The organism is Actinoplanes cyaneus, from assembly GCF_016862095.1.
Taxonomy (GTDB): Bacteria; Actinomycetota; Actinomycetes; order Mycobacteriales; family Micromonosporaceae; genus Actinoplanes; species Actinoplanes cyaneus.
Genome location: NZ_BOMH01000001.1, coordinates 196347 through 212111 on the forward strand (window position 1 = coordinate 196347; position 15765 = coordinate 212111).

General features: G+C 70.9%; 15 protein-coding genes. 4 read left to right on the forward strand and 11 right to left on the reverse strand.

The annotated features are described in order from the left end of the window. Positions 1–153 precede the first annotated feature (153 nt). Complete coding sequence (locus Acy02nite_RS00855; protein ID WP_203737523.1) at positions 154–777, reverse strand: Ltp family lipoprotein; 624 nt, start codon at positions 775–777, stop codon at positions 154–156. A 715-nt stretch (positions 778–1492) separates the two neighbouring features. After that, the gene (locus Acy02nite_RS00860; protein ID WP_203737524.1) at positions 1493–2338 is read right to left on the reverse strand and encodes a hypothetical protein; all 846 of its coding nucleotides are present in this window, start codon (positions 2336–2338) and stop codon (positions 1493–1495) included. Positions 2339–2460: 122 nt separating this feature from the next. Between Acy02nite_RS00860 and Acy02nite_RS00865 the strand changes: the two genes are divergently transcribed. Then, on the forward strand, positions 2461–2814 hold the full coding sequence (locus Acy02nite_RS00865; RefSeq protein WP_264653376.1) for a LysR substrate-binding domain-containing protein: 354 nt from the start codon (positions 2461–2463) through the stop codon (positions 2812–2814). Here Acy02nite_RS00865 and Acy02nite_RS00870 read toward each other — a convergent pair. Both Acy02nite_RS00870 and Acy02nite_RS00875 read right to left on the reverse strand, forming a co-directional pair. Continuing rightward, positions 2804–3523 carry a TetR/AcrR family transcriptional regulator gene (locus Acy02nite_RS00870; protein WP_239174010.1) on the reverse strand — a complete coding sequence of 240 codons (720 nt, stop codon included), beginning with the start codon at positions 3521–3523 and terminating at the stop codon, positions 2804–2806. The genes Acy02nite_RS00865 and Acy02nite_RS00870 overlap by 11 nt on opposite strands. Next, positions 3520–4545 (reverse strand): medium chain dehydrogenase/reductase family protein, encoded by a 1026-nt coding sequence (locus Acy02nite_RS00875; RefSeq protein ID WP_203737526.1) that lies wholly within the window; start codon positions 4543–4545, stop codon positions 3520–3522. Before Acy02nite_RS00875 ends, Acy02nite_RS00870 begins: the two co-directional genes overlap by 4 nt. A 148-nt stretch (positions 4546–4693) precedes the next feature. Between Acy02nite_RS00875 and Acy02nite_RS00880 the strand changes: the two genes are divergently transcribed. Continuing rightward, a complete protein-coding gene (locus tag Acy02nite_RS00880; protein ID WP_203737528.1) occupies positions 4694–5353 on the forward strand; it encodes an MSMEG_1061 family FMN-dependent PPOX-type flavoprotein in 660 nt (219 codons plus the stop codon). 80 nt (positions 5354–5433) lie between these two features. Further along, positions 5434–6852, forward strand: a complete 1419-nt coding sequence (locus tag Acy02nite_RS00885; protein ID WP_203737529.1) for an alpha/beta hydrolase — start codon at positions 5434–5436, stop codon at positions 6850–6852. 339 nt (positions 6853–7191) lie between these two features. On the opposite strand, the gene manD is transcribed toward Acy02nite_RS00885, so the two are convergent. The 7 genes from manD to Acy02nite_RS00920 all read right to left on the reverse strand — a co-directional run bounded on the left by manD (position 7192) and on the right by Acy02nite_RS00920 (position 14180). Next, positions 7192–8400 carry a D-mannonate dehydratase ManD gene (gene manD / locus Acy02nite_RS00890; RefSeq protein ID WP_203737531.1) on the reverse strand — a complete coding sequence of 403 codons (1209 nt, stop codon included), beginning with the start codon at positions 8398–8400 and terminating at the stop codon, positions 7192–7194. Continuing rightward, positions 8397–9230: an ABC transporter permease gene (locus Acy02nite_RS00895; protein ID WP_203737533.1), complete on the reverse strand. Its 834-nt coding sequence runs from the start codon at positions 9228–9230 to the stop codon at positions 8397–8399. The genes manD and Acy02nite_RS00895 overlap by 4 nt, the downstream gene beginning before the upstream one ends. After that, a complete protein-coding gene (locus Acy02nite_RS00900) occupies positions 9227–10114 on the reverse strand; it encodes an ABC transporter permease (RefSeq protein WP_203737535.1) in 888 nt (295 codons plus the stop codon). The genes Acy02nite_RS00895 and Acy02nite_RS00900 overlap by 4 nt, the downstream gene beginning before the upstream one ends. Then, positions 10111–11145 (reverse strand): ABC transporter ATP-binding protein, encoded by a 1035-nt coding sequence (locus tag Acy02nite_RS00905; protein WP_203737538.1) that lies wholly within the window; start codon positions 11143–11145, stop codon positions 10111–10113. Before Acy02nite_RS00905 ends, Acy02nite_RS00900 begins: the two co-directional genes overlap by 4 nt. Further along, positions 11142–12350, reverse strand: coding sequence for an ABC transporter substrate-binding protein (locus Acy02nite_RS00910; protein WP_203737540.1), 1209 nt, complete (start codon positions 12348–12350; stop codon positions 11142–11144). Before Acy02nite_RS00910 ends, Acy02nite_RS00905 begins: the two co-directional genes overlap by 4 nt. Before the next feature lie 12 nt (positions 12351–12362). Further along, a complete protein-coding gene (locus Acy02nite_RS00915; RefSeq protein ID WP_239174012.1) occupies positions 12363–13349 on the reverse strand; it encodes a LacI family DNA-binding transcriptional regulator in 987 nt (328 codons plus the stop codon). Positions 13350–13463: 114 nt separating this feature from the next. Then, positions 13464–14180 carry a TetR/AcrR family transcriptional regulator gene (locus tag Acy02nite_RS00920; protein ID WP_203737544.1) on the reverse strand — a complete coding sequence of 239 codons (717 nt, stop codon included), beginning with the start codon at positions 14178–14180 and terminating at the stop codon, positions 13464–13466. Positions 14181–14277: 97 nt separating this feature from the next. On the opposite strand from Acy02nite_RS00920, the gene Acy02nite_RS00925 reads away from it, so the two are divergent. Continuing rightward, a partial coding sequence (locus Acy02nite_RS00925) for an MDR family MFS transporter (RefSeq protein WP_203737546.1) occupies positions 14278–15765 on the forward strand: 1488 nt, incomplete at its 3' end.

The following is a 15765-nucleotide window of genomic DNA, read 5'->3' on the forward strand; positions in this document are numbered from 1 at the left end:
GCTCCCGCCCCGCCCGCTGCCCGTGCCCACCGCCCACCGCGACTCCTGCTCGGCATGAGCCAGAAGCTCGTCGCCGCGCAGACCCGACGGCCCCGACGAGAACCAGCGTCGCTCCGTCGACGTCGAGGCCGGCAAGCGGCTCACAGCCACCGGTCAGAGTCCGACCTTCTTGACGCCGTAGGTGGCCTGGGCGGTGGTGAAGCCCTCGAACTTGAGCTGCTTGATCAGACCGGAGCGCGAGAACGAGCTGAATTCCAGGTAGTCCTCCGCCTTCTTGGCGGCCTGTTCGTTCCAGTTCGCTTTCTGTGCGTCCACGCCGAAGGTGGCGTCCTTGGTGGAAAAGCCCTCGAACTTGAGCTGCTTTATCAGGCCGGAACGCGAGAACGCGGAGTACTCCAGATAGTCGGCCGCCTTTTCGACAGCGTTCTCCTGGGAGACGGTCAACTGTTTGGTCGGTTCGGCGGCCGGCTCCGCGGCAGGCTCGGTGGTGACTTGAGCCGCGGGCTCGGTGGTCTTCGCGACGGCGGCCGGTTGCGTCGTGGCCGCGGTCGTCGCCACCGCGGTCGCCGTCGTGGTCACCGCGCTCGCCGTCGTGGTCGTCGCCGTGGCCACCGCAGCGGCCTTGTCCTTCTTGGTGTCGTCGTCGCCCGCAGAGGCCACCGCGCCGATGCAGCAGAGTCCCACCAGGCCGCCCGCGACCGCGAGCACGATCTTCCCGGCCTTCTTCTTCGGCGGCGCGACCGGCGGTGGCGGGTAGCCACCATAGCCGGGCGGCATGGGCTGGCCGGGAACCCCGGCCGGTTGATACCCCGCCGGCGGCGGGTACGCGCCGTAACCAGGCGGGACAGGTTGATCAGGAACCGGCGGCTGATATCCGGGCGGTGGCGACCAGCCGGGCGGCGGCGACCAGCCGGGCGGCGGCGGGACTGGCCCGCTGGGGTCGAACGGCTGGTCGCCAGAGGACGGGCCGGGGTAGGACATCATTCTCCTCAACGACGGAGGTGCACCTCGGGGTGATGCCGGACCGATGTCCACAATCATCAACACCGTTCAAGGTCATCCAATCGAAACCACGGCTCATCATGGGTGGGCTATTCGGCCACTTCGGTGGGCTTAGCAGTCAGTATTCGATCAATACATCGTGCGCCATCCACAATCGAACGGCCGACACCCCATTCGAGCGACGGCGGATCTCTCGTAGAACGTCGTGAATTCGGACGTCATCCGCCGATCTGGCTCGTTTCGCGCGTCCGCGTTCCAGGGTGTTCACTCCGCGCGAGCCCATCTCGCTGTTGCCGGCTGGCGTCCAGGGGTGTGTCGGGCGCTTGATGCACCTCTGACCACCAGCCGACTTGCCGTAGCCGGCGGTCAAGGGTGTGTCGGAGGCTCGGACACACCTCTGGTCACCAGCCCTGGAAACCCGGCGACGGGATCCGCAAGTCGCGTTGGACGGCGGCGCGCGGCCCTCCCCTGCCGTGCGGACGGGTTCGGGTCAGAGGAGCGCGTCGACGACCTCGGCGGCCCGGTCCTCGTGGTCGGCGTACGCGCCGGGCAGGGCTGAGCGTTGCACGGCCTGCGCCGCGTCGCCGAGGCTTCTGGACTCCCAGTCGTCGACCCGGAGCAGCCGTTCGTAGAAGGCGCCAGCGGCGTAGCGCGGGTCCATGAGCTGCGCCGCCGTGCCCCATCCCTGGCTCGGCCGCTGCTGGAAGATGCCGAGCGAGTCGAAGTTCTCGCCGCTGCCCTCATTCGGCTCGTCGAGGGAGGCCGGAACCTTCGGGTTGGCCAGATTGCGCAGGCTGGACTCCTGCAGACCGGTCATCATCGCCACCAGCATCGCCCGGCGGGGCAGCTTACGGTCCCGGGCGACCCGCACGATGGTGGCGGCGTTGTTCATCTGCGCCTGGCTGAGGCCCGAGACGGGCCGCGGTGGGCGGGGTGTGGACGACGGGCGGGGCGTGGACGCCGAGGTCCCGATCTTCGTCCGAGGGGCCGGCGCCGACGAGGCACGCGCCGGCCGCCGGTCAGCCGCCGTCGCCGCCGGCCGGACCGAGGAGAACGCGGCGTCGATCGCCACCGGTGCGGTGGCCGGCCGGTCGGCGCGGCTGACGGCGAACATGCCACCCGCCGCGGCCGCGACGGCGGTCACCACGACCACCACGGATCGGCCCCGGCCCCGCCGCCGGTGCCGGCGGCGGGGCCGGGGCGCCCAGTCCGTCTGATACATGTCCGGCCGCTGCCCGAGCCACTGGTCCGGGCCGTCGCCCGGCTGCAGATGAGCGACCCGGGGGCGGGGAACCCCGTCGGTCACCGTCGATTGATCCAGGTACGCGGGCGCCACGAACGCGACCGTCCTTCCGTGAACTTCTGCTTCCTACCGCCGGGTAGTACGGCGGGCGGAGGCCCCCGGATCAATTCGCGAGCCCGGCGCGGCGATCGCCACCATCCCTGGACGGCGAGCCGCTGGTCTGGCACCTGGACCCGAGCACGCAGCCCACCAGGCGCCCGCACCCCAACGCCGGATATGTGGTGCGCGGGGTGGACGAGACCCTGGAGCACGTCGCGGCCGGCCGGGGGATCTCGTTCCTGGCCCGTTCCGCCACCGTGTTCTACTCACATCCGGAAGTCAGCTATGTCCCCGTCCCGGATCTGGCCCCCGAGCAGGTGTGCCTCGCGGTGGCGGCATCGCGCGGCTCGCGGGTGGTCGACGACTTCTTCGCCGCGGCCCGGGCGACGGCCGCCACCACCGCGGAATGCGGGAACTACGAGATGTGGCAACCCGGGGGCGGCGCCGCCGCCTCGAGATCTATCGGGTGAGACGGGCCAGCGAGGCGATCAGGCGTTCGGCGATGTCGGCCGGCCAGGGGAAGGCCGGGGCGACGGAGCGCTGGTGCGCGAGGCCGTGCAGCCCCAGCCACAGGGCGATGGCGTCGGCGGGCGTGTCGGTGCTGGCCGAGCCGCCGGCGGCCACGCAGGCGTCCAGGGCGTCGACGAGGACGGCCAGCGCCTCCTGCCCGAGCTCGGTGACCTCGGCGGCGGAGACCGCGGCGTCGTCCACGGCAACGCCGCCGTTCCACAGGCCGCCGAACATCACGCGGTAGCGCTGCGGCCGGGTGGCGGCGAAGTCCAGGTACGCCGTGCACGCCGCGCGCAGCCCGGCGACCGCGCCTTCGCCCGTGGAGTCCGTGCCGTTTCCGGTGCCCGTGGTGGCGCGGAGGGCCTCGGTCAGCTCGGCGAACGCGTCCTGGACGACGGCCAGCAGGATCGCCTGCCGATCGGGGAAGTGGGCGTAGATCGAGGGGGCGGAGATCCCGATCCGCCGGGCCACGGCCCGCAGGGTGACGGCCTGCTCGTTGCCGGACTCGTCGAGCAGCTCGGCGGCCGCCGTCACGATCTCGGCACGCAACCGCCCGCCCTCGCCGCGTCGGTTGCGCGCCCGGGGTCCGGTGGCGCCCGGGTCGGTGGTCGTGCTCACGATCGTCACCTTACGGGCACCGGAGGTCTCGATCTCGTCGGTGCGGGTCACGGGAGAAGCACGACCTTGCCGACGATGGTGTGCGACTCGGCCAGCTCGACCGCCTCCTGAATGCGGGTCAGCGGAAGGCGGGCGGCGATCTGCGGGCGCAGGATCCCGTCGGCCAGCAGCGAGAACACGGTGGACAGGTCCTGGTGCAGGTTGCTCCGAAAGCGCTTCGGGCGCAGCAACTTGCCGCCCCACACGTCGAAGAAGCCGGCCCGGCGCCCGTTGGGCAGGACGTTGAGCCAGGCGAGCCGGCCGAGCAGGGCGACGAAGGCCGGGATCATCGGGCCGGTGTCCTTGAGCATGGCGTAGCTGACGAGGGTCCCGCCTCTGGCCAGCAAACCCCAGGAGCGCGTGATGCTCTTGCCGCCGATGTGGTCGAACACGGCGTCCACCCCGGTCGGCGCGAGTTCCCGTACCCGGCGGGCCAGGTCCGGGTCGTTGTAGTCGACGGGCAGCACGCCGAGTTCGCGCAGGGCCTCGTGGTGACGGGGTGAGGACGTGCCGATGACCCGGACGCCGGCGTGCAGGGCGAGTTGACTGAGCGTGGTTCCCACCCCGCCGTTGACCCCGTGGACCAGGATCGTCTGGCCGGCGCGCACCTTCGCCCGGCGGTGCAGCATCTGGTACGCGGTCAGGCCGTTCACGACCAGGGCTTCCACCTCCGCGGAGTCCGGGCCGGCCGGGACGGGCACCACGTCGGCAACCTTGAGCAGGGCATGAGTCGCCCAGCCACCGGTCTTCGTCATCGCCGCGACCCGGTGGCCGAGCAGGGCGGCCTCCGCCCCGGGGCCGGTGGCGGTCACGGCGCCGACCAGGTCGTAGCCGGGCACGAAGGGAAAGCTGGGCTGGCCGGGGTAACGGCCCAGGCGCATCGCGTGCTCGGCGAAGGAGATCCCGGTGGCCTCCACGGTCACCAGCACCTCGCCCGGTGCCGGGTCGGGCAGGACACGCCGGCGGGTCTCGAACCCGTCGGGTCCCACCAGCCCGGGCATGACCACTTCGGTGGTGGAGACGCTGGAAGTCATGACTGCTCCTGGTGATCGATCGATGGCCATGGGCCCGATTAGCCTTACAGCTGTAAACATAACTGATAAGCTTACGGCTGTAAACACATGAAAGGCGGCCATGCTGACGGGACATGATCATCCAGAATCGTCGATTAGAGTCGGCGGCATGACGTCCACCGTTGCCGGCAGCGCCTTCGACGCGCTGCGCCTCGACGCCGTGCCCGACGAGAAGACCCTGCGCCAGACGTACGAGTTGCCCAACGAATCGGCCGTCCGCAAACAGATGACCGAGCTGACCGAGGAGACCCGCCGGCTGGTCGCGTGCGCGTCGCTGGTCTTCGTCGCCAGCGTCGACACCGCAGGCAACCTCGACGTGTCACCGCGCGGCGGTCCCGCCGGGTTCGTCGGCGTCCTCGACTCCCGGACCGTGGCGATCCCGGACGCGACCGGCAACAAGCGCCTGGACACCTTGGCGAACGTGATAGCCACCGGCCGGGCCGGCCTGCTGTTCGTCATCCCGGGGCGCACCACCACGCTCCGGATCAACGGCCGGGCCTGCGTCTCCACCCGCCCCGACCTGTTGTCCCAGCTCACCGCCGTGGGCAAGCCTCCGGCCAGCGCGCTGGTCGTGGGGATCGAGGAGGTCTACCCGCACTGCCCCAAGTCGCTGCTGCGCGGCGCGGCCTGGAAGCCGGACCAGTGGCTGCCCGCCGACGCCCAGCCCACCTCGGCCCAGGTGACCCTGGCGCAGCTGCGCATGCCGGAGCTGACGATCGCCGACATCGAGCAGCGCGAGGCGGACATGCTGAAGTACCGCTACGAGTGACAGTGGTGGGGTTAACGTGACCCCGCCCCGGGGAGCCAGAGCTATCGATCCACAGCGCTGAGCTTGCGAGGCTCGACCGTATGAAAACGGTTGTGATTGCCGCCCTCGTCAGCGCCGGCGCCGCGGTCCCGGTCGCGCCACCCGGCCTCCACTGGTCGGCCTGCGCGAGCGGGCTCCCGCAGGAGTGCGCCACCGTGTCCGTCCCGATCGACTACGCCGAACCCCGCGGTGACCGCCTCGACCTGGCGATCTCCCGCATCCGTACCGCGAAGCCGGAACTGCGCCGTGGCGTGCTCGTCATCATTCCCGGCGGCCCGGGCGGCTCCGGGCTCAACCGGCCCAGCACGTACGTGAAGAAGCTTCCGCAGTCCGTCCTGGATCGCTACGACCTCGTCTCGTTCGACCCGCGCGGGGTCGGGGCGAGCTCTCCGGTCTCGTGCGAGCTGGCGCCGGCCGACGTCACGCAGACCGCGATCCTGCCGTGGCCCGGCCCCGGCGGTGACATCTCGCCGACCGTGGCGTGGTCGCGACGGGCTGCCGCGGCCTGCGCGAAGAACGGCGGGCCGGTCTACGACAGCATCAACACCCGCAACGAGGCCCGGGACCTGGACGCGATCCGGCGTGCGCTCGGCGAGCGGCAGATCTCGTACTGGGGCGTGTCGTACGGCACCTACGTCGGCGCCGTCCACGCCACGATGTTCCCCGGCAGCACCGACCGGGTGGTGCTCGACAGCAACGACGACCCGGACCCCGCCCTCGTCGAACGCGGCTGGGCGGCGAGCTACGCGATCGGCGTCGAGGACCGGTTCCCCGACTTCGCCGCCTGGGCCGCCGAGCACGAGGAGCAGTATCACCTGGGTACGGACGTCCGCGGCGCCTATCTGCGCCTGGCCGACCGCCTCGACCGGGCGCCGCTGCCCTGGCCCGGTGCGAACCCGCCCGTCCTGGACGGCAACACGCTGCGCTCGAACGTGCTCAACGGGCTCTACTCCGACGCGCGGTTCCCGCAGCTCGCGTCCCTGATGAGCGCCGCGCTCGCGGGTGGCCCGCTGCCTCCCACGACGGCGGCGCCGGAGGCGGCGCTGCAGAACACGTTCGCGGTGCTGAACGCGACGATCTGCCACGACGTGAGCTGGCCGCGCGACCTCCGGGCGTACGCGCGTGACGTGGCCGCCGACCGCAAGGCCCACCCGCTCACGGCCGGCATGCCGCGCAACGTCTACACGTGCGCGTTCTCCCCCGGGCCGGCGGAGCCGCCGGTGCGGGTCACTCCGGACGGGCCGCCGAACGTGCTGCTCGTGCAGAACCTGCGGGACCCGGCCACGCCGTACCGGAAGGCCCTGAACCTGAAGCGTGCTCTGGGCGACCGGGCCCGGATGGTCACCGTCGACGCCGGCGGCCACGGCTCCTACCTGGACAACGGCAACGCCTGCGGCGACGCGGAGGTGACCCGCTTCCTGACCGACGGCACCCGCCGCGACATCACCTGCCGGGGATGATCACCCGGCCGGCGAGCCGGCGCACCACGCCCCTCCGGTAGGAGCACTGTTCGCGGCAGAGGAGCGTGTCGCGCCGACGCCGACGCCGGCGCGGGCTTGCGGGCTGGTTCTCACCGTGGTCGTCAGGCACGACTGACCACGGTGACAACCAGCCCGCACCGCGTGAGCCGCGCCCCGGCCCGGCACGGAAGCGCGGGCCGGCGCCGGCTCTCGGCTGGTCACCACGGTGGTCGTCGCGACCTCATGACGACGGTGAGAGCCAGCCCGAGATGCCCTCTCGCCGATCAGGAGCGCCGTGTGCGGGTCGATGGCCGGGTTGGACCTCCGGCGGGACTCGGCTCACCAGCTGTGCAGGGTGCCGTCGGTGAGGCGGTTGACCGGTAGGGAGGCCGGGCGGTACGGATACCGCGCCGCCAACTCCTCGTCGATGTCGACGCCCAGGCCCGGGGTTTCGGACGGGTGCAGGTAGCCGCCCTCGAAGTGGTAGCCGTGCGGGAAGACCGCGTCCGTCTCGGGCGAGTGCGGCATGTACTCCTGGAGGCCGAAGTTCGGGATGGCGAGGTCCACGTGCAGGGCCGCGGCCAGGCAGATCGGGGACAGGTCGGTGGCACCGTGCGAGCCGCTGCGTACGTGGTAGAGCGCCGCCAGGTCGAAGATCCGCCGCAGGTGGGTGATGCCGCCGGCGTGCACGACCGTGGTGCGAATGTAGTCGATGAGCTGGGAGGTGATGAGCTGCTGGCAGTCCCAGACGGTGGTGAACACCTCGCCGACGGCCAGCGGGGTCGTGGTGTGCTGCCGGATCAGCCGGAAGCCGTCCTGCAGCTCGGCCGGGACCGGATCCTCCAGCCAGGTCAGCGCGTACGGCTCCAGGCTGCGACCGAGCCGGGCGGCCTCGATCGGGGTGAGCCGGTGGTGGGCGTCGTGCAGCAGTTTCAGGGCGGGACCGAACTCGGCGCGCACGTCGGCGAAGACGCGCGGCACCACGTCGAGGTAGAGCGCGGTGTCCCACACCTCTTCGGAGGGCACCGCGGAGGAGGCCGGTTCGTAGGTCTCCCCCGGCTTCCCGACGCCGTAGACCGAGGGCAGCCCCGGCACGGCGGCCTGCACCCGGACGGCCCGATACCCCTGGGCGACGAATCGGGAGACGTCCGTGAGCAGTGCTTCGGCGGTGTCCCCCGAAGCGTGACCGTAAACGGTCACGCCGTCCCGCGATCGCCCGCCGAGCAACTGGTACACCGGCAGCCCGGCCACTTTGCCCTTGAGGTCCCACAGCGCGGTGTCGACCGCCGCGATGGCCGTCATGGTCACCGGCCCGCGCCGCCAGTAGGAGCCCTTGTACAGGTACTGCCAGGTGTCCTCGATGCGCGCCGGGTCCCGTCCGATCAGCGCCGGAACCACGTGGTCGCGCAGGTAGGCCGCGACGGCGAGTTCGCGGCCGTTGAGCGTGGCGTCCCCCACGCCGTACGCGCCGGTGTCGGTAATGATCTTGAGGGTGACGAAGTTGCGGCCCGGGCAGGTCACGATCACCCGGGCCTCGACGATTCTCACTCCGGGTCCTCCTTCACCCGTGCGACCAGTTGGGTGGGATTCACGAAACGCAACGCCACCACGAGCAGGGTCAGCATCATCACGCAGTAGATGACGGCCATCGCGTCGACGGACTGCTGCGCCCGGATCCCGGCCGCCGACATCGAGTAGAAGAGCGCCACGACCAGCGTCTGCGAGTCCGGGCCCGCGGTCAGGAACGTCAACTCGAACATGCCGACGGTGCGGACCACCACGAGGATCGAGGCGGCCAGGATTCCCGGTACGAGCAGCGGCGCCAGAATCGACGTGAACACGTGCCGGGTCCGCGCCCCGCACATCCGCGCGGCCCGTTCCACGGCCGGGTCGATCTGCTCGATGAACGGGGTCATCGTGAGGATCACGAACGGGACCGACGGCACGAGGTTGGCGAGCACGACCCCGGAGAGGTGACCGGCGAGGCCGTACTTGTAGAGGACGGTGGCGAGCGGGATGCCGTACGTGATCGGCGGCATCAGGATCGGCAGCAGGAAGAGCAGGTACAGCAGGCGGCTGCCGGGGAACTTGCGGCGGGCCAGCACGTAGGCCGCCGGCACGCCCACCAGCACGGAGATCACGGCCACGAGCAGGCAGACCACGAGCGTGACGGTCAGCACCGGCAGCAGCGTGAAGTCCTTCCACGCCTGGCCGTACCAATCCACGGTGTACGCCTCCGGCAGCCACGTGTCGAACCACCGCACGCCGAACGAGTTGACGACCACCGACCCGATCACGCCGGCCAGCCCGACGAAGAAGATGGCGACGAGTCCCCACACGATCCACGCGCCGGGGCTGGCCACGATGCGGCGTCTCATCCCTTGCCTCCCGCCGTCGAACCGGTGTAGAGCAGGCTCCGCAGCCCGAGGACGACGCTGATGACCAGCAGTTCGACAGCGCCCATGACGATCGCGGCGGCCGAGGCGCCCGCGTAGTCGTACCGGACGTAGGCGGCCTCGTAGGCGGCGATGCTGATGACCCGGGTGCTGCCGGACGGGTCACCGACCAGGATCGCGGACGGGAAGACGCTGAACGCGAGCACGAACGTGAGGCAGAACGTGGTCGCCAGCCCGGGCGCGAGCAGCGGCAGGGTGATCCGGAAGAACCGCTGGACCCAGCCCGCACCGAGCGTCGCCGCGGCGCGTTCCAAGCTGGGATCGATGCCGGACAGGTACGAGAGCACCAGCAGGAACGCGAACGGGAACCCGGTGATGATCAGCGAGAAGAACACACCCCAGTAGTTGTGGGTGAGCGTCACCGGTTGATCCGTCACTTTTAAAAAGATCAAAACCCGGTTGAACCATCCGGTCGGCCCGAGGAAGTTCAGCAGGCCCTCCGCGGTGAGCACCGTCCCGAGCGTGATCGGCACGACCAGCACCGTCGTGAGCAGGCGCTTGCCACGGAATCGACCGCGCATCCGGTACGCGATCGGCACCGCCGCGAGGACGTTGAACAGCGCCGCCGGCAGCGCGATCGCCAGCGTCGTCGTGATCGTGTCACGTTGGTAGGCGTCGCTGAAGAACGTGCGGTACGCGGCGAGCGCCCCACCCTGCGCCGGCTGCAACGAGACCGCGATCCCGTAGCAGAACGGGTAGACGAAGAGCGCGACCACGAACACCGTGGCTGGGACCAGGAGCAGCAGTTGCGGGTCGATGCCCCGCTCGGCGAGGCGGTGCCGGACCGCCAGCGTCGGCGCGGTCATGCCGGGAACACCAGAAGCCGCTCGGGCGGGAACGCGACGGCCACCTTGTCACCCGGCGCCAGCCGCTCCGACGTGCGCAGATGCAGTGGGAGCCCGTCGACGGTGCGGGCCTCGGCGGCGATCTCCCGACCGTGGTACTCGACGACCTCGACGGTGACCTCGATCCCGGAGCCGCCGCCGAGCACGACATCCTCGGGACGGATCGCCGCCACGACGGGATCGCCCTCGGCGACAGCGCCGACGGGGGTGCCGGACACCTGCCAGTTGTTGATCTTCACTGAACCCCCGCCGGCGATTCCCGGGAGCAGGTTGCGGAAGCCGAGGAAGTCGGCGACGTGACGGTTCGCGGGCCGGTTGTGCACCTCCTCGGGAGTGCCGATCTGCTGCACCCGCCCGGCCCGCAGAACCACGAGGCGATCGGCCATGGACAGCGCCTCCTCCTGGTCGTGGGTCACATAGACAGTGGTCAGACCGAGGTTCTGGTGCAGTCTGCGGATCTCGGTGCGCATCTCCAGGCGCAGTTTCGCGTCAAGGTTGCTCAGCGGCTCGTCCATCAGCACGAGCGACGGCTCGACAACGACGGCACGGGCGATCGCGACGCGCTGCTGCTGCCCGCCGGAGAGCTGCCCGGGCAGTTTCGCGGCGTGTTCCTCGAGGTGCACGAGCCGGATCGCCTCGTCGGTGCGGCGCCGGATCTCGGCACGCGCCACGCCACGCATCTTCAGACCGAAAGAGACGTTCTTGCGTACGGACATGTGCGGGAAGAGCGCGTAGTTCTGGAACACCATCCCGAATCCGCGGCGTTCCGGAGGCAGCGTGTCCAATCGGGTTCCGTCCCGCCAGATGCTGCCGTCGCTGAGCGGCAACAGTCCCGCCAGGCAGTTCAGGGCGGTGGACTTCCCGCAGCCGGACGGCCCGAGCAGCGCGATGAACTCGCCGCGCCGGATCTCCAGGTCGAGCCCGGCGAGCGCGTCGGCGCCGGCGAACCGGCGGGTCACCCCGTCCAGGCGCAGCGTCTCGAAGGTCGTCACTTCTTGACCTTGGATCCGCCGACCTCACGATCCCACCGGTCGAACGCCTTGACCAGCGCGGACGCGTCGAGCGGCACCTCGATCGGGTTGTTCGCGATCAGCTGCGGATACTCCGGCCGGCCGTAGTCCTTGATCGCCTGCTGGCTCTCCGGCGGCGCCATCTCGATCGTCACGCCGTCGACCGCCGGGCCCGGGAAGAAGTACCCCTTGTCGTACGCCTTGGCCTGCTGTTCCGGGGTGAGCATCGAGGCGAGCAGGTTGAGCACGGCGGCCTGCTTGTCGGTCGAGACGCCTTTCGGGACGACCGCGTAATGCGCGTCGGCGACCCAGTGGAATCCGTCGAGCGTGCCGACCTGCGCCTCCTTCGGCACCGTCCCGAGAACGCGCGGATTGATGTCCCAGCCGGTGGTCGACGCGATGATCTTCGCCGATCCGTTGGCCAGGTTCTTCATCGTCTCGCTGGTCGACGACGGATACAGCGTGATCGACTCGCCGAGCTGCCTGAGGTAGTCCCACGTCTTCGCCCAGCCGTTGACCGGGTCCTTCGGGTCGGTGTCGCCGAGCAGATAGGGCAGGCCCATCAGGAACGTGCGGCCCGGCCCCGAGTTGGACGGGCGGGCGTACTGCACGGCGCCCGGGTTCGCTTTCGCGTACGCGAGAAGGTCCTGCGCGTTCTTCGGCGGATCGGGCACCTTGGCCGGCAGGTATTCGATCAGCGGCCCGGAGGGGTAATAGGTCACCGTCACGCCGGCGTTCCCGGCCAGCTTCTGCATGGCCGCCGCGCCCGCGAGATAGTTGTTCATCCCGGAGAGCCGACTCGCGTACGCGGGCAGCAGGTCGACCCACAATTGCTGGTCGATGCCGGCGGCCAGCCCGTCCACGCCGGTCAGCACCAGGTCGATGTCGACCCGGTTGGCCGCCTGCTGGGCCTTGATCTTGCCGACGAGCTCGGGAGCGGTCGCCTTGGTGTAGGTGACGCGCTCGATCACGCCACTGTTCTTCGCCACGAAGTCGTCGATCATCGGCTGGGTGAGCTGCAGGTTCCCGGCCACGTCGAGCACGTTCAGGGTGACCGCCTCGGCCGGCTTGTCCGGGACCGGGCCACTGGCGCTGGTGGCCGGGCTGTTGTTGTCCGGCGGGCTGCAGGCGGCCACGGTGACCGCGGCGGCGGTGAGGGTGAGGAATTGGCGGCGGCTTGGCGACATGGTGGATCCCTTCTACACAGGAGCGGGGCCTGTCGAACCACGCACGATGAGCTGGGTGGGCAGCACCCGGCGGGCGGTGCCGGTGGAGTCGCGGCCGGCCATCGATGCGAGCAGCAGGTCCACCCCGGCCCGGCCGATCTGCTCCTTCGCGATCGCGACGGTGGTCAGCGGCGGGACGACCAGCGCGGCGAGGTGGATGTCGTCGAAGCCGACGACGCTGATGCGCCCCGGGACGTCGACGCCCCGGGCGTGGAACCGCTGGATCAGGCCGAGCGCGGTCAGGTCGTTGTAGGCGAGAACCGCGGTGGCGGGCGTGGCCAGGACGAGGTCGGCGGCGGCCGCACCGCCGTCGACGGTGGGCGCGACGTTCCCGGCCTCGACCAGGTCCATGCCGCGGGCGGCGGTCGCGGCGCGCAGGCCCCGCAGCCGGTCGCGGTTGGACCACGAGGTCCGGGGGCCGGCGACGTACGCCACTGATCGATGTCCCAGAGCGTGCAGGTGAGCGACCGCCTGGCGCATGCCGTCGGCGCTGTCCGCGGTGACCGACGGGAACGGCGTGACCCTGCGGTTGAGCACGACGATCGGTTTCTCGCGGGCGTTGGACCGCAGCTCCTCGTCGGCCGCCCGCGGCGAGCAGAGCAGGAACCCGTCGACCTGCTCGGCCAGGGCGCGGATGGCCGGCACCTCGAGCGCCGGGTCCTCGTCGGTGTCGCTGAGGAAGACCGCGTAGTCGAACCCGCGCGCCCGCGTCTGGATCGCCTTGACCACCGAGGGGAAGAACGGGTTGGCCAGATCCGGCAGGACCACGCCGATGTTGAGGGTGCGCCCGGTGATCAGGCTGCGGGCGACCCGGTTGGGGTGATAGTCGAGCTCATGGGCGGCCCGCTCGACGCGGTCGCGGGTCTCCGGTCGCACGCGTGCGGGATCGGCGAGCGCCCGGCACACCGAGGACTGCGACACCCCGGCGAGCCGCGCGACGTCCTTGATGGTCACCGCCACGGCCGGCCCCTTGATCATTCGAAGTCGATCGATCAGTGGAGCCAGTCTGGAATCGTTTCCAGAACATTGTCAAGAAGTTGCCGTCATCGATCAAAAGCCTTCGCGCGTACGGCGTCAGGAGCGGCCGAGCGTGCGCTCGAACCCGTCGAGCAGCCAGGTCAACCCCTCGTCGAAGTCGGCGATCCACTCCTCGACCGTGCCCCGGACCAGGGCGGCACGGCCGGCCGCGGCCAGGTTCGGCAGGTCGCCGGCGGCGGTCAGCTCGTCGAAGTACGCCGCCGTGGCCGCCTGCCACTCCTCCTCGGTGAGCTGGTCACGATGCCGGGTCGCGAGCTCCTGCCCGTTGAGGGTCACGTAGCCCCACAGGTACGTGTCGACGGCCCGCAGCAGCTTGATCGAGCGCTCGGCGCCCAGGTGCAGCCCGGCGATCGCCTCGTACGACTGCTCGGCGTGCCGGGCCGCGTTCGGGCCGATCGGCGCGCGGGAACCGAACACGCCCATCACCCACAGGTGCCGGCGACCGATTTCGATCTGCCGGTGCAGCACCGCCGTGAGCGCGGCCCGCCAGTCACCCCGTGGCAGCTCCGGGACGAGCATCTCGCCCAGCACGTGGTCGATCATCAGGTCGACCAGATCGTCCTTGCGCTTGAAGAACGAGTAGAGGCTCATCGGCCGGACGCTCAACTCGGCCGCGAGCCGGCGCACCGAGACGGCATCCAGTCCCTCCCGGTCGGCGAGGCCGACCGCGTGCGCGATCACCGCCTCCCGGGTGAGCCGCTCGGGCTTGGCGGCGGCCGGGCGCGTCCACAGCGGACCACGAGTCTCTGCCATGTCGCGATTCTAGCGGTGTACGGAATGCCGATACGGTGTACCGTCTGCGATACACCGTATCGCTAACCCGTACGACGTAACGAGAGGCTGGATCGCAGTGGCAGAGAAACTCCCGCGGAGCCTGCTCGCGCTGATCGGCGCGACCCTGCTCGGCGTGTTCCTGGTCCAGATGGACTCGACGATGGTCAACATCGCGCTGGAGAGCCTCCGGCGCGACTTCGGCGCCGGCCTCGGCACCGTGCAGTGGGTCAGCACCTCCTACCTGCTGACGATGGCCGCGATGATCCCGGTCGCCGGCTGGGCGATCGACCGCTTCGGCAGCCGCGCCGCCTGGCTCGGATCGCTCGGCCTGTTCACCCTCGGCTCGCTGCTGTGCGGGCTGGCCTGGTCGGCGGAGAGCCTCATCGCGATGCGCGTCGTGCAGGGCATCGGCGGCGGCATGCTCCTGCCGCTGTTCCAGACGATCCTCGCCCGGCAGGCCCGCGGCCAGGAGCTCGGCCGAGTGATGGCGATGATCGGCGTGCCGATGCTGCTCGGCCCGGTGCTCGGCCCGGTCCTCGGCGGCGTCCTGGTCGACAGCCTCGGCTGGCGCTGGATCTTCCTGGTCAACCTGCCGATCTGCGCGGCCGCGGGCTGGGCAGCGGCTCGCGTCCTGCCCGCCGAGCAGGCCGAACGCCCCGCGCGGCTCGACGTGACCGGGCTCGTGCTGCTCTCCCCCGCCCTGGTCGCCGTGGTGTGGGGCCTGTCCCGGATCGGCGACGACGGCGGCCTCGGGCCGGGTACCACCATCGCCCTGGCCGCGGGCGTCACCATGCTCGCGTGCTTCGTGGCCCACGCGCTGCGCACCGCCGAGCCGATCGTCGACCTGCGCCTCTTCGCCGACCGGCACTTCACCGCCTCGGCGATCATGATGTTCCTCGCGATGGCGGCGCTGATCGGCAACATCCTGCTGATCCCGCTCTACTATCAGCAGGTGCACGGCTTCACCCCGCTGCACGCCGGCCTGCTGCTCGCCCCGAACGGCATCGGCTCGGCCCTGTCGCTGACCCTCGCCGGGCGGCTCATCGCCCGCGTCGGCCCCCGCCCGGTCGCCCTGACCGGCTCGCTCCTGCTGCTCGGGGTCGCGCTCGCCCTCACCCGCCTGTCCGCCGACACCAGCCAGTGGCTGCTGCTGCCCCTGATCGCCCTCGGCGGCGTCGGCTTCGGCGCCGTCCTGGTGCCCGCCCAGTCCGGCATCTACGGCGGCCTGCCCCGCGACGCAGTGCCCCACGCGACCACCGCGGCGCGCGTGTTCCAGCAGGTCGGCGCGTCGCTCGGAGTCACCGTCCTGATCGTCTCCCTGCAGCGCACGGCACCCGGCACCCCGTCACCGGACACACTCGCCACCGCCTTCGGCCACGCCTTCTGGTGGCCCGCTGCCGCCGCGGCCCTCATCGCCATCCCCGCCCTGCTCCTGCGCCGCCCCCAACCCCTAGCCGCACCCTCGCCGACACCGGCGCCCTCGCCCTCGCCCTCGCCCTCGCCCTCGCCCTCGCCCTCGCCCTCGCCCTCGCCCTCGCCCTCGCCCTCGCCCGCACCCGCACCC

Excerpts from the sequence above, each read along its gene's own strand:
- Acy02nite_RS00855 (WP_203737523.1), bottom strand. The coding sequence starts at position 777 with ATGCCGCCCGGCTATGGTGGCTACCCGCCACCGCCGGTCGCGCCGCCG.
- Acy02nite_RS00875 (WP_203737526.1), bottom strand. The coding sequence starts at position 4,545 with ATGACTTCCAGCGTCTCCACCACCGAAGTGGTCATGCCCGGGCTGGTG.
- Acy02nite_RS00880 (WP_203737528.1), top strand. The coding sequence starts at position 4,694 with ATGACGTCCACCGTTGCCGGCAGCGCCTTCGACGCGCTGCGCCTCGAC.
- Acy02nite_RS00885 (WP_203737529.1), top strand. The coding sequence starts at position 5,434 with ATGAAAACGGTTGTGATTGCCGCCCTCGTCAGCGCCGGCGCCGCGGTC.
- Acy02nite_RS00895 (WP_203737533.1), bottom strand. The coding sequence starts at position 9,230 with ATGAGACGCCGCATCGTGGCCAGCCCCGGCGCGTGGATCGTGTGGGGA.
- Acy02nite_RS00900 (WP_203737535.1), bottom strand. The coding sequence starts at position 10,114 with ATGACCGCGCCGACGCTGGCGGTCCGGCACCGCCTCGCCGAGCGGGGC.
- Acy02nite_RS00910 (WP_203737540.1), bottom strand. The coding sequence starts at position 12,350 with ATGTCGCCAAGCCGCCGCCAATTCCTCACCCTCACCGCCGCCGCGGTC.
- Acy02nite_RS00920 (WP_203737544.1), bottom strand. The coding sequence starts at position 14,180 with ATGGCAGAGACTCGTGGTCCGCTGTGGACGCGCCCGGCCGCCGCCAAG.